18 protein-coding genes are annotated in these 17,875 nt (G+C 74.7%); 5 read left to right on the forward strand and 13 right to left on the reverse strand.

The features are described from left to right. Window positions 1–30 precede the first annotated feature (30 nt). The 10 genes from AMOR_RS07280 to AMOR_RS07325 all read right to left on the reverse strand — a co-directional run bounded on the left by AMOR_RS07280 (window position 31) and on the right by AMOR_RS07325 (window position 11,295). Window positions 31–774, reverse strand: coding sequence for an MXAN_2562 family outer membrane beta-barrel protein (locus AMOR_RS07280; RefSeq protein ID WP_248360110.1), 744 nt, complete (start codon window positions 772–774; stop codon window positions 31–33). Further along, window positions 774–1,721: a fibronectin type III domain-containing protein gene (locus AMOR_RS07285; RefSeq protein ID WP_248360112.1), complete on the reverse strand. Its 948-nt coding sequence runs from the start codon at window positions 1,719–1,721 to the stop codon at window positions 774–776. Before AMOR_RS07285 ends, AMOR_RS07280 begins: the two co-directional genes overlap by 1 nt. Before the next feature lie 216 nt (window positions 1,722–1,937). Next, the gene (locus AMOR_RS07290) at window positions 1,938–2,960 is read right to left on the reverse strand and encodes an aspartate-semialdehyde dehydrogenase (RefSeq protein ID WP_248360114.1); all 1,023 of its coding nucleotides are present in this window, start codon (window positions 2,958–2,960) and stop codon (window positions 1,938–1,940) included. A 12-nt stretch (window positions 2,961–2,972) separates the two neighbouring features. Beyond that, complete coding sequence (locus AMOR_RS07295) at window positions 2,973–3,872, reverse strand: TIGR01777 family oxidoreductase (protein ID WP_248360116.1); 900 nt, start codon at window positions 3,870–3,872, stop codon at window positions 2,973–2,975. A gap of 484 nt (window positions 3,873–4,356) precedes the next feature. Then, window positions 4,357–5,826: a site-2 protease family protein gene (locus tag AMOR_RS07300; protein ID WP_248360118.1), complete on the reverse strand. Its 1,470-nt coding sequence runs from the start codon at window positions 5,824–5,826 to the stop codon at window positions 4,357–4,359. 48 nt (window positions 5,827–5,874) lie between these two features. Then, window positions 5,875–6,648 (reverse strand): tRNA (adenosine(37)-N6)-threonylcarbamoyltransferase complex dimerization subunit type 1 TsaB, encoded by a 774-nt coding sequence (gene tsaB / locus AMOR_RS07305; protein WP_248360120.1) that lies wholly within the window; start codon window positions 6,646–6,648, stop codon window positions 5,875–5,877. Between the two features lie 35 nt (window positions 6,649–6,683). Beyond that, window positions 6,684–8,366: an RIP metalloprotease RseP gene (gene rseP / locus AMOR_RS07310; RefSeq protein ID WP_248360122.1), complete on the reverse strand. Its 1,683-nt coding sequence runs from the start codon at window positions 8,364–8,366 to the stop codon at window positions 6,684–6,686. Window positions 8,367–8,456: 90 nt separating this feature from the next. Beyond that, window positions 8,457–9,620, reverse strand: coding sequence for a 1-deoxy-D-xylulose-5-phosphate reductoisomerase (locus tag AMOR_RS07315; RefSeq protein ID WP_248360123.1), 1,164 nt, complete (start codon window positions 9,618–9,620; stop codon window positions 8,457–8,459). Between the two features lie 51 nt (window positions 9,621–9,671). Further along, window positions 9,672–10,517 (reverse strand): phosphatidate cytidylyltransferase, encoded by an 846-nt coding sequence (locus AMOR_RS07320; RefSeq protein ID WP_248360124.1) that lies wholly within the window; start codon window positions 10,515–10,517, stop codon window positions 9,672–9,674. A 10-nt stretch (window positions 10,518–10,527) separates the two neighbouring features. Next, window positions 10,528–11,295: an isoprenyl transferase gene (locus tag AMOR_RS07325; protein ID WP_248360125.1), complete on the reverse strand. Its 768-nt coding sequence runs from the start codon at window positions 11,293–11,295 to the stop codon at window positions 10,528–10,530. 105 nt (window positions 11,296–11,400) lie between these two features. Here AMOR_RS07325 and AMOR_RS07330 point away from each other — a divergent pair, with 105 nt between their 5' ends. The 3 genes from AMOR_RS07330 to AMOR_RS07340 are packed head-to-tail and all read left to right on the forward strand — an operon-like array spanning window position 11,401 to window position 14,067. Further along, window positions 11,401–12,468 (forward strand): serine/threonine-protein kinase, encoded by a 1,068-nt coding sequence (locus AMOR_RS07330; RefSeq protein WP_248360126.1) that lies wholly within the window; start codon window positions 11,401–11,403, stop codon window positions 12,466–12,468. 30 nt (window positions 12,469–12,498) lie between these two features. Then, entirely contained in the window at window positions 12,499–13,167 is a 669-nt protein-coding gene (locus tag AMOR_RS07335; RefSeq protein ID WP_248360127.1) for a hypothetical protein, read from the forward strand. Window positions 13,168–13,182: 15 nt separating this feature from the next. Further along, entirely contained in the window at window positions 13,183–14,067 is an 885-nt protein-coding gene (locus AMOR_RS07340; protein WP_248360128.1) for an ATP-binding protein, read from the forward strand. A gap of 148 nt (window positions 14,068–14,215) precedes the next feature. On the opposite strand, the gene AMOR_RS07345 is transcribed toward AMOR_RS07340, so the two are convergent. Next, window positions 14,216–15,379, reverse strand: a complete 1,164-nt coding sequence (locus AMOR_RS07345; RefSeq protein ID WP_248360129.1) for an aspartate kinase — start codon at window positions 15,377–15,379, stop codon at window positions 14,216–14,218. Window positions 15,380–15,472: 93 nt separating this feature from the next. On the opposite strand from AMOR_RS07345, the gene AMOR_RS07350 reads away from it, so the two are divergent. Both AMOR_RS07350 and rpoZ read left to right on the forward strand, forming a co-directional pair. Beyond that, a complete protein-coding gene (locus AMOR_RS07350) occupies window positions 15,473–16,078 on the forward strand; it encodes a hypothetical protein (protein WP_248360131.1) in 606 nt (201 codons plus the stop codon). Window positions 16,079–16,135: 57 nt separating this feature from the next. Further along, complete coding sequence (gene rpoZ / locus AMOR_RS07355; protein WP_248360133.1) at window positions 16,136–16,402, forward strand: DNA-directed RNA polymerase subunit omega; 267 nt, start codon at window positions 16,136–16,138, stop codon at window positions 16,400–16,402. Window positions 16,403–16,465: 63 nt separating this feature from the next. On the opposite strand, the gene AMOR_RS07360 is transcribed toward rpoZ, so the two are convergent. Then, window positions 16,466–17,152, reverse strand: a complete 687-nt coding sequence (locus AMOR_RS07360) for a hypothetical protein (RefSeq protein ID WP_248360135.1) — start codon at window positions 17,150–17,152, stop codon at window positions 16,466–16,468. Next, complete coding sequence (locus AMOR_RS07365; protein ID WP_248360137.1) at window positions 17,152–17,766, reverse strand: hypothetical protein; 615 nt, start codon at window positions 17,764–17,766, stop codon at window positions 17,152–17,154. Before AMOR_RS07365 ends, AMOR_RS07360 begins: the two co-directional genes overlap by 1 nt. Window positions 17,767–17,875 lie beyond the last annotated feature (109 nt).

The following is a 17,875-nucleotide window of genomic DNA, read 5'->3' on the forward strand; positions in this document are numbered from 1 at the left end:
ACGTGCGCCTCGCGCCGCGGGAAGTCCGCGTCAGTAGATGAACAGCAGCCCGGCCGAGTAGGCGACGTGCTTGTCCGAGAGGTCCCAGCTCTTCTTCGAGCCGAAGTCGTCCACCTTCGCCCGCGTCACGTCGAAGTACAGGTACGTGTGGTTCACGCCGGAGTCGGCGTCGAGCTCGCGGGCGAGGCCCGGATCGAACCAGTCGAGCAGGAAGGCCAGGCCGCCCGTCGCGGACCAGCCGTTCGTCGCGCCCTTCTGCGAGGTCTTCCCGGCCCCGTCGGTCACCCACCAGTTGTAGCGCTCGAGCGCGAGCCGCACGTACGGCACGAGCGGAACGCGGTCGGCGGCCCAGTCGAACCGGTACGTCGCCATGAGGCTCGTGGGGATCATGTGGAACGTCGTAGTGTCGGCCTCGGAGCGGACCCAGACCGGGGGCTGCCCATCCGTCGCCATGTTGGAAAAGCCCTTCCCGCTCGCGCTCAGGAACCCGCTGCGGAAGCCGAGCTCGACCGTGCCGACCTTGTTGTAGACCATCCGCGAGATGCCGGCGCGGAACCCCCAGCGGCTGCGGCTCCCGAACACCTGCTCCCACGGGCCATGTCCGAGCGGAAAGGTCGTGCTCGGCGCGAAGTCCGCGTCCATGTTCGGGTACGAGTAGGTCGCGCCGAGCTCGAACGAGCCGCTGATGGGCGAATGCCTCGCCTGCGCACGCGCGACGGCGGGCGCGAGGGCGAGTGCGGCGAGCGCCGCGACGGCAAGGCGGGCGCCGCGCATCACTTCCTCCTCCGGCGCATGGCGAGCAATGCGGCGACGCCCGCGAGCGCGAATACGCCCGCCGAGCCGCTCGCGCAGCCGCCCGCCTCCTGTCCGCCCTGGAGCTTGTACCAGTCCCAGAAGTCCTCGACCGGAAGCGGCGAAACGGGGTTGTTCGACGCGGCGACCGCGTTGCTCGGGTTGCCGGCCTTGCTGAAGGCGGTGACGGTGATGTTGTACTGGACGTCGTTCTGAAGGCCACCGATGCGGACGCTGGTCGCGTTCGTCTCGCCGGAGCTGATGGGCGTGCCGCCGCCGACCGGCGTCGCGGTCGCGACGTAATGGTCGACGGCCGCGCCGCCGGTGCTGGCATCCCATCTCGCCTCGATGGCTCGATCGCCCGCACTCGCCGTCACGTTCGTAGGATCCCCGGGCGCCTGGACCTGGAGGATGAACTTGCCGCTCGCGACGCCGGCGCGGGTCGAGCTCGCGTCGATCCAGTGCACGCAGATCCAGAGCGACGTGGTCTCGTTCGTGGACGTGCAGGGGTCCGTCCCGGGAGCCGTCGCGCTGGGCGGAAGCACGGCCTTCACGATGTCGCTTCCCGAGACGCCCAGGTCCTGCACGGCTGTGGTCGCCGGCGCGGACCCGACCGATCCGGCGTAGACGACGACGGGAGTCGTGGCGGCCGTCTCGTCGCAGAAGCCCAGGTCAGCCCCGGTCCGGGTTGCGGGGTCGCGCGACGACGCGAAGATCCGGTACTGGCCGCGCGCCGTGAACGTCACGCCGGTCAGGTTCCACTCGAGCGGCACGCTCCCGCCCCTGCACTCGGCGAGGCTGATGTAGCTGACGCCGGTCGTGGCGTCGAAGTTCGTGGTCTCGATGACCTTGCCGGCGGGCGCCGAGATGGCCGCGAGCACGAGCACGGGCACCGCGACCGCGGCGACTAGGATGAGGGCGCGTCTCATGGCGGGCCCGATTGTGCAAGGGAGGCGCCACGCGTGCAACCGCCGGAGCCCCGTGCGGTCGCGGGGTTGCGGACCGGGACCGCACGCCGGCCGGGCGGCCGGCGCCAAAATGGCAAAGGGCGGACCGCCACCAGTCGCCGCCTGTCAATTTGGCAGGACGCCGGCGCGCGCCGGCGAAGGCCGCTCGTGCCTGATCTGGCGAGCCGCGCGCTCCGGCTAGCGCCGCGCGGCGACCGCCGCCGCGATCCGGACGAGGTTCGTCGCGGCGCCGCGGCGCAGGTCGTCCGAGACGAGGAAGAGATCGAGGCCGTGGCGCTGCGAGGGATCGTCGCGGACGCGGCCGACGAGCACCGCGTCGTCGTTCACCGCGAGCATGGGCATCGGGTAGACCTGCGCGGCGGGGTCGTCGATCACCTTCACGCCGGGCGCCTTCCGGAGCACCTCGCGCGCCTCGGCGGCCGGGAGCGGCCGCGCCGTCGCGACGTTCACTGCCGCGCCGAGGCCGAAGAAGACCGGCACGCGCACGGCGGTGGCGGCGACCCCGAGCCCCGGCGCGCCGAGCACCCGCCGCGTCTCGTCGACGAGGCTCGCCTCCTCGTCGGTCCGGCCGTCCGGCCGGAACGACCCGACCTGCGGCACCAGGTTGAACGCGAGCCGGTGCGGGACGACCGTCCCGGCCTCCGGCTCGCGGCCATTCATGAGGTCCGTCGCCTCCCGCTCGAGCTGCTCGACGGCGCGGTGCCCGGCCCCGGAGGCCGCCTGGTACGTCGCGACCACGACGCGCTCCAGGCCGGCCGCGCGCTGGAGCGGCGCGAGCGCGACGGCGAGCGCGGTGACGGCGGGGCTCGGGCTCGCGACGACGCCGCGCGCGCGGAAGCCGTCCACCGCGTCGAGGTTCACCTCGGGGACGACGAGCGGTACGTCCGGCTCGGCCCGGAACGCGGGCGAGCCGTCCACCACCGCGCACCCGGCGGACCACGCCTTCGGCGCCCAGGCGCGCGCGACCTCGGCGGGCACGCAGAAGATGGCGACGTCCACGCCCTGGAAGGCGCCTTCCTCGAGCGCGTGGACCGGCAGCTCCTCCTCGTTCCACTCGAGCCGCGTGCCCTTCGACCGGGGGGAGGCGAGGAGCTTCAGGCGGGAGAGGTCGAGGTCGGCCTCGGCGAGGGCGTCGAGCACCGCGCGGCCGACGAGGCCGGTCGCGCCGACGAGGGCGAGGGACAGGGGGCGGGTGGGCATGGGGGACTCCTTCTACCTCAGCAGGTCCGCGAGCGCCGCGCCGATCTCCGGGAACCGGAAGCGGTACCCGAGCGCGAGCGCCTTCCGCGGCAGCACGCGCTGGCTCGCGAGCACCACGTCCGCGACCTCGCCGAGGGCGAGCCGGATCGCCGCCTCCGGCGCGGGCAGGAACGCGGGCCGCCGGAGGGCGCGGCCGACGGCGCGGGCGAGGTCGCGGTTCCGCACCGGCTCCGGCGCGGTCGCGTCGAGCGGCCCCTCGCAGCGGGCGTCCTCGAGCGCGAGGAGGAGGAGGCCCACCTCGTCCGCGAGGTGGATCCACGGCTGCCAGAACTCGCCCTTCCCGAGGGGACCGCCCGCGAACAGCCTGAACGGCGCGACGAGCTTCGGGAGCGCGCCGCCCTCGGGCGAGAGGACGATGCCGGTCCGGACGAGCACCACCCGCGCCCGCTCCCGGGCGGGGGCGGCCGCGTCCTCCCACGCCCGCGACACGTCCGCGAGGAAGCCGGTCCCGGGCGCCGACGACTCGTCTAGGATCTCGTCGCCGCGCGAGCCGTAGATCCCGACGGCGCTGCCGGACACGAGCACCGCCGGGCCGCCGGCGCGGACGACCGCTGCGACGCGCTCGGTGGAGCGGACGCGGCTCTCGCGGATCCGCCGCTTCTTCTCCTCCGTCCAGCGCCCCTCCGCGACGGGCTCGCCGGCGAGGTGCAGGCAGGCGTCCGACCGCGCGAGCGCCTCCTCCCACGGCCCGGGCGCAGCGGGATCGCCCGTTACGTGCCGGACTCCGGTGGGGAGCCGGGCCGCCCCGGCCGGCGAGCGCGACAGCGCGGTGACGGCGTAACCCTTCTCGAGGAGCGCACCCGCGACTGCGCGGCCGATGAGCCCCGTCGCGCCGGTGAGGAAGACGTGCATGACCGATCCCCCTTGGCCTTGGATGTCGCTTCCTTTGTCCGACTCCCTCTCCCCCCGCGCGCTGTCTGCGCCAGGTGAGGGCCTGGATCTCGCGTTCTCTTTCGTACTCCCTCTCCCCCGCGCGCTGTCTGCGCCAGGTGAGGGCCTGGATCTCGCGTTCTCTTCCGTACTCCCTCTCCCCTACGCGCTGTCTGCGCCAGGTGAGGGCCTGGATCTCGCGTTCTCTTCCGTACTCCCTCTCCCCCGCGCGCTGTCTGCGCCGGGTGAGGGCCTGGATCTCGCGTTCTCTTCCGTACTCCCCTCCCCCGCACTGTCTGCGCCAGGTGAGGGCCTGGATCTCGCGTTCTCTTCCGTACTCCCTCTCCCCCGCGCGGCTTCATCGCGTGGGGGAGAGGGCCGGGGTGAGGGGGCCCTCCCCGATCGGTACCCCGACGACCGCACCCCCACGTCACCCGATCGGCAACGGGGGCGTCGTTCCTCTCCGCTACGACAGGATCCGCGCCGCCGCCTCCGCCCCCGGCACCTGCCCGAGGAAATGGACCAGCGCGAGGAGCCCCGCAGCGAGCGCCGCGTACGCGAGCCCCCACGCGGCGAGCTGCCGGGTCGAGAGTGGCGCGGCGCGGGAGGCCTTCTCGACGCGCTCGAGATCGCGCAGGTAGAACGCCTCCGACGGCGCGCCGAGCGGCGGCCCCACCACGGCCCGGAGCCACCGGAAGTGCTCGCGCCCGAACCGAGCGCGCTCCGGGAGGAGCCGCAGCGCTCGGCCGCCGGCCCGGGCCTGCACCTCCCCCGCGAGCTCCATCGCGCCGAGGATCGCCACGAGCCAGACGAGCCCGTAGCCGAAGTGCGTCCCCACCACGACGGCGGCGCCCAGCCCGAGCACGGTGAGCGCGACGCCGAGGATCGAGGAGAAGGAGAACGCGAGCGCCTGCATCGCGCGGCCGCCGTCGAGCGGCGCGACCGGGATGAGGTTGAAGAGGTTGATGAGCGCCCACCAGGCCGCGACGGCCGCGAAGGCGGGCTGGCGCGTCCAGACCCAGAGCGCCGCCGGCACGAGCGCGAGCGCGGACCCCCAGAGCGGCCCGTTGAGCGCGACGTAGACCTGCTGCCGCCGCGAGGTGAACGCGTCCTCGCTCACCGCCACCGCGCCGAGGAACGGGATGAAGTACATGCCGCGGACACGCATCCCGGTCCGGCGCATCGCGTGGACGTGGCCGTACTCGTGGACGAAGAGCTGGAAGAGCAGCACCAGCGCGAACTTCCAGCTGAAGACGTACGCGTACGTGGCGACGGACGCGGCGGCCCAGCCGAGGTTCGCGGTCTTGAGCGCCTTCAGGACCGTGCCCCCGAGCTTCGCGAGGAGCCCCATGAGCCCCACGCCGCCGGAGCGCGGGCGGTCGGCCTGCGGCGCCGCACCGGGCTCCGGCACGGCGCGCGCGTCGAGCGGGGGCGCGACGAGGCCGGGCGGGAGGACGTCCCACGCCGGCGTCCGCTGCACGACGAGGGCGAGGAGGAGCGGCGCGTCCCGGAGGTCCACGACCTCCACCTCGTCGCCGTCGAGGCCGCGGACCTTCGCGCAGGCGCCCTGCCCGGCGAGGTCCCCGAACGCGAACGAGCGGCCGCGCGCGTCGGCGACGATGGCGTACCGCTGCGGCGCGCGGTCGTGACACGCGCTCTCGCCGAAGCCGACCCGCAGCTCCTCCCAGCGCGCGTCGAGGGGCGCGTCGCGGCCGAGCACGGCGAGGCCGCGCGCCGTCGCGACGGCGCGGACGCCGCCGAGCTGGCGGACCGCGAGCGTGACGAGCGTCGCGACCACGCCGAGGATCCCGCCCCCGACGAGCGCCCGCTCGGGCGGGATCGCCGCGAGGAAGGCGAGGAACGCGCCGCCCGCCGCGCCGGCGATCACGACCGGGAGCACGTTGCGGAGGGCGGGGCGGAAGACGGCGGGTTCCATGAGGGTGTTCGGTTCCAGGGGCCGGGGGCGCCGGCCGGCGGGTTCGCTCTAGGCGGGCTTCGTCGCGCCGGGGCCGAGGCCGTGCGGGAACTTGAGCTCGGCCTCGCTCGGGCGGACGTAGTGCGGCTCGAGCGCGAAGAGCGCCTGCGCGTCGAAGGGGCGCGAGAGGAGCGCGTCGCCGGCGAGCGCGGCGACGGCGGACGCGGGCGGCGTCACGACGGCGGTGGCGAGGCGCGTCAGGCGGCCCTCGAGCGCGGCGGCGAACGCCGCGTACCCCTCCCCGAACGCGCGCGCGGCGCCGGGGTCCGGGAGCGCGGCGAGCCGCGCGACGAGCGCGTCCGGGCCGAGCGCGGCGTCCGGCGCGACCGCGGCGACGCCCTTCCCCTCCGCGCGGTAGAAGCCGGCGTAGACCTCGCCCTTCTTCGCGTCGAGGAGCGGGACGAGGAGGGTCCCCTCCGGCGCGTCCGCCGCGGCCGCGAGCGCCATCGCGGCGAGGCTCGACACGCCCGCGAGCGGCCGGCGGTTCGCGTAGGCGAGCCCCTTCCACGTCGCGAGGCCGATGCGCAGGCCGGTGAACGACCCGGGGCCGATGCCGATGGCGTAGCCCTCGACGTCCGGCAGCGTCAGCCCCTCCGCGACGAGGAGGTCCGTGAGCGCCGACGGGAGCCGCGCGCCGTGGCCGCCCGTCACGGCGCCGCGCGCCGCCTTCGCGGGGGCGTGCTCGGTCCGCTCGCACCGGACGCGCGCTGCCGCGCCGGGCGCGACGTCGGCGAGGACGCAGGAGAGCGTGAGCGTGGCGGTGTCGAGGGCGGCGACGAGCACGGCGGTGTTCTAGCAGATCGCCCCGCTCCGGGCCGCTACTCGCCGGGCGGCTTCAGGAACCGGACGATGTCGTTCTTGAAGACGAACCCCATCAGCACGACGAGCAGGATGAGGCCGACGACGTTCGCGACCTCGCGGGCCCGCATCGAGAGCGGCCGCCGCGTGACGCCCTCCACCGCCGCCTGCGCGATGTGGCCGCCGTCGAGGACCGGGATCGGGAGCAGGTTCATGAGCCCGAGGTTCACGCTGATGAGGGCCATCTTGAAGAGGAACGACTCCCAGCCCTCCTCCGCGGCCTCGCGCGCGATCTGGAAGAGCATGAGCGGCCCGCCCACGTTCTCGAAGCTGATCTTGCCGGTGGCGATCCGGACGATGCCGAGGACGGTGATCCGCACCACCTCGCGGAGCTGCTGGACGGCGAGGCCGGCGATCTCGCCGAGCCCGCGGTCGAGCGGGACCTGCGCCGCCACGAGCGCCTTCGCGTCCACCGGGACGCGCCGGTCCGGCTCGAACCCGACCACCGGCAGGTCCACCTGCTTGCCGCTGATCTCGTCCTTCACCGTCCGGCGCCCCGGGACGATCTCGATGGTGCGCCCGTCGGCGAGCGCGAGCTTCACCGGGACGCCCGGCTTCCAGTCCTTCGCGGGCAGGTCGCGGAGCAGCGAGCGCACCGGCCGGCCGTTCACCGCGACGATCGCGTCGCCGCGTCGGAGCCCGGCCAGGGCCGCGGGGCTGCCAGGCTCCACCGCGGCGACGAAGCTCGAGACGGTCGGGTCGGCGAGCCGGATGACGCGAGCCTCGCCCGCGCAGGTCGGGACGCCCCCGAGCGCCACCGTCTCGTAGCGCGCGAGCTCGGCGCCGGGCATCGGCAGGGTGCCTTCGCGGACCACCTCGAGATCGATGGGCGCGCAGGCCGCCTTCGCGAGGGCGCGCTCGAGGTCGCCGGCGTTCCGCACCGGCGCGCCCCCGGCCTTGACCACGAGGTCGAACGGCTGGAGCGGGCCGGCCGCCCCGGGCGTCGCCGGCGCGACGAGCGCGGGCGCGTAGTAGGGGGTGACCCCGATGACGCCGCGCTCGGTGGTCTCGATGGGGTTCGACTCGCGCTCGCTCGAGGGCGTGATCGTCACCGGCGCGACCCGCTGTCCCTCCCGCTCGATCTCGAACGCGAGCGGCTCGCCCGCGTGCGGCGAGACGAGATCGCGGAGGTCGCCGAAGTAGCGCACCGGCCGAGGCGCGGCCCCCGGCGCGGTCACGGCGAGGATGCGGTCGCCCGGGCGGAGCCCCGCCCGATCAGCGGGCGAGCCAGGCGCGACCGTGCCGACCACCGGACCGGCGGTGGGCGTCCCGTTCTGGGCGAGCGCGAGGGCGAGGTAGATCGCGGCGGGGAAGAGGAGGTTCGACGCGGGGCCGGCGACCGCGATGAGGAGCCGCTTCCACGGCGGCTGCTCGAGGAAGCCGCGGCCGCGATCCTCCGGCGCGGGGACCTCCGACGGATCGTCGCCCGCCATCTTCACGTAGCCGCCGAGCGGCAGGATGGAGATCCGGTACTCGGTCTCGCCGCGCGTCACCCCGAAGAGCCGCGGCCCGAACCCGATCGAGAACCGGACGACCTTCACCCCCAGCGCCTTCGCGACGAGGAAGTGCCCGAGCTCGTGGACGAAGATCAGGCCGCCGAGGAGGACGACGATGGACCCAAACTGGACGAGCGCGTCGGGCATTCAGGAGACTCTAGCGGAGCGGGCGTCGTCCCGCTCGCCCCGTGCTCGTCGCCCGGCGCCCCGCCGGGCGGGAGGGCCCTGCGCCGATGGTCACCGCTCCGCCCGCGCGACGCGCCGCTCCGCCTCGCGGCGGCCCCAGTCGCTCGCGGCGAGCGCCTGCTCGACCGACCGCACCGGCTCCGGCGCGTGCGCCTCGAGCACGTCGGCGCAGATCTCCGCGATCTCCGTGAAGCTGCAGCGGCGCGCGAGGAACGCCGCGACCGCCGCCTCGTCCGCGCCGGAGAGCACCGCGGGGGAGGTCCCTCCCCGCTCGAGCGCCCGGTACGCGAGCGTGAACGCCGGGAAGCGCGCCGGGTCGGGGGTCTCGAAGGTGAGCTTCCCGAGCCGCGCGAGGTCGAGCGGCGCGAGGTCGAGGGGGAGGCGCCCCGGGTGGGCCATCGCGTAGCTGATCGGCCCGCGCATGTCGGAGATCCCGAGCTGCGCCACCATCGAGCCGTCGATGTACTCGACCATCGAGTGCACGATCGACTCCGGGTGGACGACGATGTCGATCCGCGCGGAGTCCACGCCGAACAGCCAGCGCGCCTCGATCACCTCGAGCCCCTTGTTCATCAGGGTCGCGGAGTCGATGGTGATCTTGGCGCCCATCGTCCAGTTCGGGTGCTTGAGGGCGCGCTCGGGCGTGACCGTCCGGAGCTCCGCCGCCGGGACGCCGCGGAGCGGGCCGCCGGAGGCGGTGAGGAGGAGCCGCCGCACCTCGGCGCGGTTGTGGCCGACGAGGGACTGGTGGATCGCGCTGTGCTCCGAGTCCACCGGCAGGATCGGGACGCCCTTCGCCGCGGCGCGCGCCATGAGCAGCTCGCCCGCGAGGACGAGGGACTCCTTGTTCGCGAGCCCGACCGGCTTGCCCGCCTCGATCGCGGCGGCCGTCGAGCGGAGCCCCGCGCCGCCGGAGATCGCGGCGAGGACGAAGTCGACGTCCGGGTGCGAGGCGATGGCGACCGCGCCCGTCTCGCCCGCGAGCACCTCCGTGCCGGGCGGCGCCTCGGCGCGGACCTCCCGCGCGACCGCCTCGTCGGCGACGGACACGAGGCGCGGGCGGAAGCGCCGGACCTGCTCGAGCACGCGCGCGCCGTTCCTCCCGGCGGCGAGGCCGACGACCTGGAACCGCTCCGGGAACCGGGCCGCGACGTCGAGCGCCTGGACGCCGATGGACCCGGTGCAGCCTAGGATGGCGACCTTCTTCACGGGCACGGGAATCTCTGTAGCACGGCCACCGGAGGTGCGCCGCGCGGCCGGGGGGGTCTAGCGGGGGACCGCCAGCGCCGCCGCGAACAGGTAGATCCAGGGCGCGACGAAGAGCAGCGCGTCGATGCGATCGAGGAGCCCGCCGTGGCCCGGGATGATCTTCCCGGAGTCCTTCACGCCCGCGGCCCGCTTGACCATGGACTCGCACAGGTCGCCGAGGGGACCGAGCACCGCCCCGCCCGCGCCGATCCCCACCGCCACGCCCGCCGGGAGCGCCGCGGCGAGATCCGGCAGGAGCCAGCGCGTGACGAGCGCTCCGACGACCGAGCCGATGGCGCCTCCGGCGAACCCCTCCCACGTCTTCTTGGGCGAGATCCGCTCGTACATCTTGTGCTTTCCGAACGAGTGCCCGGCGAAGTAGGCGAAGGTGTCGTTCCCCCACGTCACGACGAACGCGAGGATCACCCACTCGACCCCGAAGCGGCGCAGCCCGACCACGCTCGCGAGGAGCAGGCCGCAGTACAGCCATGAGAGCGCCACGACCGATGCGGCGCGCGGGATCGTCTCGAGCGGAGCCCTCCGGAAGAGGAGCACGGCGAGGAGCCCCACCGTCGCGCAGGCGAGGGCGAGGGCGGACCAGCCGGGGAGCAGCGCACCCTGGTCGGCGAACGCCGCCATGAGCGGGATCGCCCCGGCGACGCCGATCCCGAGCGCCTCGCCGACGCCGAGGGTGGTGAACATGAGGACGAGCTCGCTCGCGGCGACGAGCCCGGCGACGGCGGCGAGGATCGCGAAGGCCTTCCCGCCGACGATCGTGATCCAGACCGCGACCGGGAAGAGGACGATCGCGGAGGCGACGCGGAGGACGAGGTTCCGGCGGTTCTTCGGGTCGAGCGCTCCCAATCGGCCCTCGCTAGTCGCAGTCGCGCGCGCGGCCCGCGAGCTGCGCGCCGGTGAGGCCGAAGCGGCGCTCCCGTCCCTGGAAGTCGGAGATGGCCGTGAGGAGGGCCTCGTCGCGGAAGTCCGGCCAGAGCACCTCCGAGAAGTGCAGCTCGGCGTAGGCGCACTGCCAGAGGAGGAAGTTCGAGATCCGCCGCTCCCCGCTCGTCCGGATGAGCAGGTCGAGCTCGGGGAGGCCGCGCGTCCAGAGCGCCGCCTCGATGTCCTCGGCGTCGAGCTCGGCGCCCTTCGCCGCCGCGGCCGCGCGCGCCGCGTACACGATCTCCTGCCGCCCGCCGTAGGAGAGGGCGAGCGTGAGCGTCATCCCGCGGTTCGCGGCGGTCTCCGCGCGCGCCGCGGCGAGCCGCCCGCGCACCGACTCCGGGAGGCGGTCCAGCTCTCCGATCGCGTTCAGCCGGATCCCGTTCTCCATCATCTCGGCGCGCTCGGAGTCGAGGTAGTCGGCGAGGAGCTGCATGAGCGCGTCCACCTCGTCGTCCGGCCGGGCCCAGTTCTCGGCGCTGAAGGCGTACACCGTGAGCGCCTCGACACCGATGCGGCGCGCCGTCCGGGTCACCGCCCGCACCGACTCCGAGCCCTCGCGGTGGCCGGCCACGCGCGGCAGGCCTCGCTGCTCCGCCCACCGGCCGTTGCCGTCCATGATGATGGCGACGTGGCGCGGCAGTGGGCGCGCCTTCACGCGCGCCTCGAGCTCCGCGAGCGGGCTCCGGGGGTTCGTCATCGCGCGCGCTTATAGCACGGCGCGGCACGGGGCGGGCCCGGACGGGTGGGCTCGCCCCCTGCCTCCGTTTGACCCCCTCCCTCTCCCCTCCTATCCTCGAACCCCGTGCCTCCGCACCGCGTCGGCCCGTTCGAGATCCTGTCCGTGATCGGCCGGGGCGGGGTGGGAACCGTCTACCGCGCCCGCCACACGGCCAGCGGCTCGCTCGCCGCGGTGAAGGTGCTCGGTCCCGCACCGGCGGTGGACGCCACCGCGGCCCGCCGCCTCGCCCGCGAGTTCGAGGTGCTGCGGACGCTCGACCATCCGAACGTCGTGCGCGTGCTCGAGGCGGGCGTCGCGGAGGGGTACTCCTACCTCGCGATGGAGCTGGTCGAGGGGCTCGACCTCAGGACCTACCTGTCGCCCACCCTGGACGACGCTGCGATCGCCGCCGCGCGGGCCGTGGAGCCGACCGCGGGCGGCGAGACGCTCTCCGGATCGACGGGCGAGCCCGGCCCGGACGCGATCCGCGCCCTCGCGGCGATGATGGACGAGCCCGAGACGGAGGAGGTCCGCGTCCCCGGCGGCGCGGCCTGCGACGTCGCGGACGGAGCGCCGCGGGCCGCACCCGCCCCGCTCGCGCCGGAGATCGTCGCCGCGCTGAACCGCCCCGCGCGCGTCGCGCGGCTCCGGGCGGCGATGACCCAGGTCGCCGACGCGCTCCGGTACGTGCACGCCCGCGGGCTGGTGCACCGGGACCTGAAGCCCTCGAACATCATGGTCGACGACGCCCGCCGCGCGCGCCTCATGGACTTCGGGCTCGTGAAGGCGGCGACGGAGGCGGAGGAGGCGCTCACGCAGGCGGGGCGCGTGGTCGGCACCTACCGGTACATGTCACCAGAGCAGGCGCAGGGGCACACCGTCGACGCGCGGAGCGACCTCTACAGCTTCGGCGTGATCCTCTACGAGCTGCTCGCGGGCGTGCCGCCGTTCGCGGCGCAGGATCCGGTGGAGCTGTGGCGCGAGATCCTGCACGCGCGGCCGCCGCCGCTCGAGCAGGTGAACCCCGGCGCCGACCGTGCGCTCTCCGCGCTCGCGCTCCGGCTCCTCGAGAAGGACCCCGCGGCGCGCTGCCAGTCGGCGGGCGAGGTGATCGCGGTGCTCGCGTCCGCCGAGCCGACGCTCCGCTACTGACGGACCTCCGCGCTACGATCCCGCGCGCCCATGTCGGACCTCCCCGCCGCCGCGCTCGGCTACCAGGCGGTCGTGACCGAGTACTTCCTCGCGCTCCGCGGCGCGGGGCTGCTCGTGTCGCCGCTCGACGAGGAGCTCGTGCTCGAGTGGGAGCGCCGCGGCCTGCCCGTGGCCGTCGTCTGCCAGGGGCTCAAGGACGGGATGGCGGCCCTCGCGGCCCGGAACGCCGGCGCGCCGCGCTCGATCCGGTCCCTCCGCCTCGCGGTGGAGGACGCGTGGCGGGCGTACCGCGCCGGCCGGGTGGGAGACGCGCCGCCGCCGCCGGGCGAGGAAGCGGCCGCCGCCGCGCGCCTCGCCGCCGCGCGCGCGCTGCTCGCGGACGCCGGGCGCGAGGCGCGCGGCCCGCTCCGGGACGCCTACCGGGACGCGTGGCGCGCGGTCGCCGCCGCGCCGGGCCGGCCGGGCTCGCCCCTCGAGCGCCTCGAGACGGCGCTCGCGGAGGCGGACGATCGCCTCCTCGCCGGGTGGCTGGCGTGCCTGCCGCGCCCGGAGCGCGCCGCCCTCGGGCCGCGGCTCCGGCTCCTCGCCGGACCGCGGGAGCGCGGCACGAGCGCGCGCGCACACCGCGAGGCGCTGCGCCATCACCTGCATGACGCGGCGCGCCGGGCGGGGCTGACCTGCCTCCGCGGATCCGTGTAGACTCCCTCGCCCCCCATGCCCGATCCCGCGGACAGGACCTGCACCGAGTGCGGCGGCACCGGCTACCTCGTGGAGCAGGTGCTCGGCCAGTCGGCCCGCGCCCGCCGCTGCCCGTGCCAGGCGGCGTGCCCGCGCTGCGGCGAGACCGGGTACACGCTCGTCCAGCAGGGCAGCTCGATGGTCGCCCAGGTCTGCAGCTGCAAGCACCTCGACGAGCGGATCGGCCTCTTCAACCAGATCGGCGTCCCGGCGGCGATCGCGAAGGCGTCGTTCGAGACCTTCAAGAGCTACGCCCAGCCCCACGCGAACGCGATCCAGGTCGCCCAGGACTTCGCGCGGAAGTTCCGGCGGGACGCGCCGACCCAGGGCTTCCTCTTCTTCGGCCGCCCCGGCGCCGGCAAGACCCACCTGCTCGTCGCGACGCTGCGCTACCTCGCGCTCGAGAAGGGCGTCTCCGGGCGCTACGTCGAGTTCATGCTGCTCCTCTCCGAGATCCGCGCCGGCTTCTCGGCGAACCGGAGCCACATGGACATCCTGAAGCCGCTCCTCGCCGTGCCCGTGCTCGCCATCGACGAGCTCGGGAAGGAGCGCGGGACCGAGTGGGAGCGGTCGATGCTCGACGAGCTCGTGAGCCGCCGCTACAACTCCGGCCTGTCGACGCTGTTCGCCACGAACTACTTCCCTGAGGAGCAGGCGCCCCGGCCGCGCGAGGCGCCCGGGCGCGTGGTCCGGACCAGCTCCCCCGAGTTCCAGCGCGACGCGGAGACGATGACGCTCCAGCAGCGCGTCGGCGATCGCATCTACTCGCGCCTCGTGGAGATGTGCACGTTCGTGAAGCTCGACCCCGGCCACGATCACCGGAAGGACGCGCAGGGGTCCGGGTACTGGCAGCGATCGTGACGTCGGCTCGGTTCGCCCCGAGCGCAGCGCCCCATCTCCGGTCGCCCCGAGAGCCCCATCTCCGGTCGCCCCGAGAGCCCCATCTCCGGTCGCCCTGAGCGTAGCGGCGAGGCGCAGCCTCGACGCGGAGTCGAAGGGCGAAGCGCGGTCACCCGATCAGCCGCCGGTGGATCTCCCGCGCCGCGTCCTTCAGCACCGCGGCGTCGCAGTAGACCGTCACCCGCAGCGCGGACGTGAACACGGCCCGCGGCCGCGCCCCGAGCGCCGCGAGCGAGCCCGTCACCTCCCGCAGCACGCGGTGACCGGCGGAGAGCCCGGTCCCGACCACCGACACCGACCCGATCGCCTCGTCCTCCGCGACGAGCCCGGGCACCGCCTCCGCGAGGCGCCCCCGGAGCACCGGCCAGTCGTGCACGTTCTCGAGATCGAGCGCCACGCCCGCGCCCTCGCCGGGGCTCGCGAGCTCCGTCGCGACGGCGCCGTGACGCTCCAGCAGCCCCAGGACGTCCTCGAGCCGCGCCGCCGGGAACGCGAGCAGGGCGAGCTCGCGCCGGGTCGCGACGCCCGCGATCCGCTCCGGGTGGGCGCCGCCCCGCACGACGGTCTCGTCCGCGGCGCCGAACGTGGAGCGCGCGTGGATCGCGATCCCCTTCTCCTTCGCGAACTCGACCGCCTGCGCGTTCAGCACCTTCGCGCCGGCGGCGGCGAGCTCCTGCATCTCCTCGTAGGAGAGCGCGTCGAGCCGGCCCGCGGACGGCACGACGCGCGGATCGGCGGTGAAGACCCCGGCCACGTCCGAGTAGATCTCGCAGTCCGCTCCGAGGGCCGCCGCGAGCGCCACCGCGGTGGTGTCGGAGCCGCCGCGCCCGAGGGTCGTCACCTCCTTGCGCGTCGACACGCCCTGGTAGCCGGCGACGATGACGACCTTCCCCTTCTCGAGCTCCTCGTGCACGCGTTTCGGCCGCACCTCGACGATGCGGGCGTTCGCGTGCGCGTCGGTGGTGATGATCCCGGACTGGCTCCCCGTGAAGCTGATCGCGGGGACGTCGAGGTCGTTCAGCGCCATCGAGAGGAGCGCCATCGAGATCCGCTCGCCGGCGCTGAGGAGCATGTCGAGCTCGCGCCGGGGCGGCGCGGGGGAGACGCGCTTCGCGAGGGCGAGGAGCTCGTCGGTGGTGTCGCCCATGGCCGACACCACGACGCACACGTCCTTGCCCGCCCGCCGCGTGGCGGCGACCTTCTCCGCCACCTTCCGGATCTTCTCCACGTCCGCGACCGACGACCCGCCGTACTTCTGGACGACGCACGCCATGTGGACCTCCGGCGGGCCGCAGGATGCCCCCGCCCCCGGCGGCCGACAAGGGCGCTCGCGCCCCGCCTCCATCCGTGGCAGGGTCGATGTGCGATGCGCTCCCGCGCCGTCCTCGTCGGGATCCTGGTGGCGCTCCTGCCGGCCGCTGCGGCCATCACGTGGTTCGCCCGGCACGTGCGGAGCCGCGAGATCGCGAGCGGCGTCCACCGGGGGTCCGAGGTCGCCGCGCTCGATCCCGCCCGCGTCGTCCGTCTCCGCGTCGAGGTGCGCGGCCGCTCGGTCACCGCCGTCCGCTCGCCCGACGGCTGGCGCGGCGAGGGCACCGTGGTCTCCGGGCCGCAGGTCGACGCGGTGCTCGCGCGCCTCGCGGCGCTCCGCCGGCGCGGCACGCTGGCGCGGGTGGACGCGCTGCGCGAGGAGCTCGGCGCGTATGGTCTCGTCCGGCCGCGGGCGCGGGTCGAGGCGACGCTCGACGACGGACGGGCGCTCGCCTGGGCGGTGGGCGAAGAGACCGGCCGCGACGGGGCGGCCTTCCTGCTGGCGCCCGACGAGACGGTGGTGATCGCGGCGCAGGAGCCGGTCGCGGCGCTCGAGGCTGCGCTCGCCGCCCTGGCCGGGACGGCGATACCGCCGGCGTCCCGGATGGACGTCCCTGACATCCGCACCCCGGCGCCGGCGAGCTCCGGAAGTCGTCGTTGACCGGCCCGGGCCTTCCGCTTATCTTCCGCCCTTCGCCGAACCGCAGAGAGGAAGACCATGGCTCGCGTCACCGTCGAAGACTGCCTCCCCCTCGTCGACAACCGCTTCGCGCTCGTGCTGCTCGCGACCAAGCGGACGCGCCAGCTCATGGCCGGCGCCCGCCCCCTGCAGGGCGCGTCGAAGAACAAGGCACCGGTCGTCGCCCTGCGCGAGATCGCCACGGGCAAGGTCCGCTTCGACCGCTCGGTCCGCGATGCGCTCTCCGGGAAGTTCGACAAGGAGAAGTCGACGATCCCGGCGGGGCAGACCCGCACGCTGCGCTAGGCGCTCGATTCGCCGAGCAGCACCCGAAGGCGCGCCTCCACGGCGCGCTTTTCGTTTTGGCTGCTACTGCTGCGTCCGGTTCCCGAGATACCCGAGCTTCTCCCCTCCCCCGAGCCGGTACAGCCGGCGCAGCTCCCGGAGCAGCCCGTCCACGTCGGCGTCGCCGACGAACCGGCCCTCGAGCCAGCGCGCGTAGCCGCCGCCGAGCCGGTTCGCCTCGCGGTAGCGCGCGAGCTCGTCGGCGCCGAGGTGGGCGTGGTAGCGGACGCGCCCGAAGAGCCGCCGCCGGAGCGCCGGGCTCATCCGCCGGAGGCCGCGGCGCCAGAGGTGGAGCACGAGGAGCGCGAACTTGTCGATCTCGGCCTGGACCTCGAGCTCGAGGAGCGACACCGGCCGGCCCGCGGCGGCACGCGTCGAGAGGTAGACGAAGTGGGAGACGCCCTCCGCGGCGCACGCGAGCTCGCGGAGCGCGCCGCGGGCGACGAGGCGCGGGCGGCGGTCGTGGGGATCGAGGTCGGCGGCCACCGCCATCACCTGATCGTCGAGGTACAGCCCGAGCGCGACGCCGTCGTCCTCCTGGAGGACGAGGAGCTCCTCCGGCGCGCGCGGCGGGCAGCCGGCGGCGCGCGCCGTCTCGAGGCCGACCAGGAACTCGTGAACGCGCGGGGCCTCGACGCCGTAGATCGTCTCGAGCTCGTCCTGGAGGAAGCCGAGGGTCTCCGCCGCGTCGTCGTCCCGGACGCGGGCCATCAGTGCTTCACGTTCCGCGGGCTCGGCGCAGCGGGCCCGGCGAAGAGCGCGACGCCGCGCGCGCGGAGGAGCTCGGCGACGCGCTCCGAGCGCGTCGCGAGGAAGCGCTCGTAGAGGCGGACGAGGCCGCGGTTCGAGCGCAGGTCGGACAGCTCGGCGATCTCGGCGAAGAGGTCCACGAAGTCGCCGAAGCGATCCGCGAGCTCGCCGAACGGCTCGACGGCCGGCCCGCGCTCGCTGTCCGCGAGCGTGCCGTACGCGCGTTCGCCCATGGCGATGTAGTAGTCGACGTCGACGAGCGAGCGCGCGAGGGAGTCGCCGAAGAACCCCGAGACGAACAGGGCGGTGTCGCCGAGCCGGCGCAGCTCCCGGACGCGCGCGCGGCGATCGGCCTGGAGCGCCCGGAGGAGGATGAGGGCGAGCGGCTCGGCGCGGACGGTGCCGTCCGCGTCCTCGACGAAGAGCCGCTCCTTCTCGAGGAAGCTCGCGAGGAGGTTCACGAGGTAGAACTCGGTGACCTCCTGGATCTTGAGGCGGCGGTGGGAGAGGGCGTCGGTCACCATCTCCCGGAACCACTCCTGCGCGCTCTTGCCTACGAGGATGTCGCGAGTCACTTTCGCGTGGCCCTCCTTCCAGGCACTCGGGGGCGCCCGCCCCCCTCCTCCCAGCGGGGGCACCCCACCTGAAAACGGTAACGCCCGCGTCTCTGGAGCGGCAACCCCC

This window comes from Anaeromyxobacter oryzae (assembly GCF_023169945.1).
In the GTDB taxonomy this organism is placed as follows: Bacteria; Myxococcota; Myxococcia; order Myxococcales; family Anaeromyxobacteraceae; genus Anaeromyxobacter; species Anaeromyxobacter oryzae.

Coding starts and splice junctions, on each gene's coding strand:
- AMOR_RS07350 (WP_248360131.1), top strand. CDS start 15,473: ATGCGCTCCCGCGCCGTCCTCGTCGGGATCCTGGTGGCGCTCCTGCCG.
- AMOR_RS07345 (WP_248360129.1), bottom strand. CDS start 15,379: ATGGCGTGCGTCGTCCAGAAGTACGGCGGGTCGTCGGTCGCGGACGTG.
- AMOR_RS07300 (WP_248360118.1), bottom strand. CDS start 5,826: ATGGAACCCGCCGTCTTCCGCCCCGCCCTCCGCAACGTGCTCCCGGTC.
- AMOR_RS07325 (WP_248360125.1), bottom strand. CDS start 11,295: ATGACGAACCCCCGGAGCCCGCTCGCGGAGCTCGAGGCGCGCGTGAAG.
- AMOR_RS07280 (WP_248360110.1), bottom strand. CDS start 774: ATGCGCGGCGCCCGCCTTGCCGTCGCGGCGCTCGCCGCACTCGCCCTC.
- AMOR_RS07340 (WP_248360128.1), top strand. CDS start 13,183: ATGCCCGATCCCGCGGACAGGACCTGCACCGAGTGCGGCGGCACCGGC.
- AMOR_RS07290 (WP_248360114.1), bottom strand. CDS start 2,960: ATGCCCACCCGCCCCCTGTCCCTCGCCCTCGTCGGCGCGACCGGCCTC.
- AMOR_RS07335 (WP_248360127.1), top strand. CDS start 12,499: ATGTCGGACCTCCCCGCCGCCGCGCTCGGCTACCAGGCGGTCGTGACC.
- rpoZ (WP_248360133.1), top strand. CDS start 16,136: ATGGCTCGCGTCACCGTCGAAGACTGCCTCCCCCTCGTCGACAACCGC.
- rseP (WP_248360122.1), bottom strand. CDS start 8,366: ATGCCCGACGCGCTCGTCCAGTTTGGGTCCATCGTCGTCCTCCTCGGC.
- AMOR_RS07295 (WP_248360116.1), bottom strand. CDS start 3,872: ATGCACGTCTTCCTCACCGGCGCGACGGGGCTCATCGGCCGCGCAGTC.
- AMOR_RS07285 (WP_248360112.1), bottom strand. CDS start 1,721: ATGAGACGCGCCCTCATCCTAGTCGCCGCGGTCGCGGTGCCCGTGCTC.
- AMOR_RS07360 (WP_248360135.1), bottom strand. CDS start 17,152: ATGGCCCGCGTCCGGGACGACGACGCGGCGGAGACCCTCGGCTTCCTC.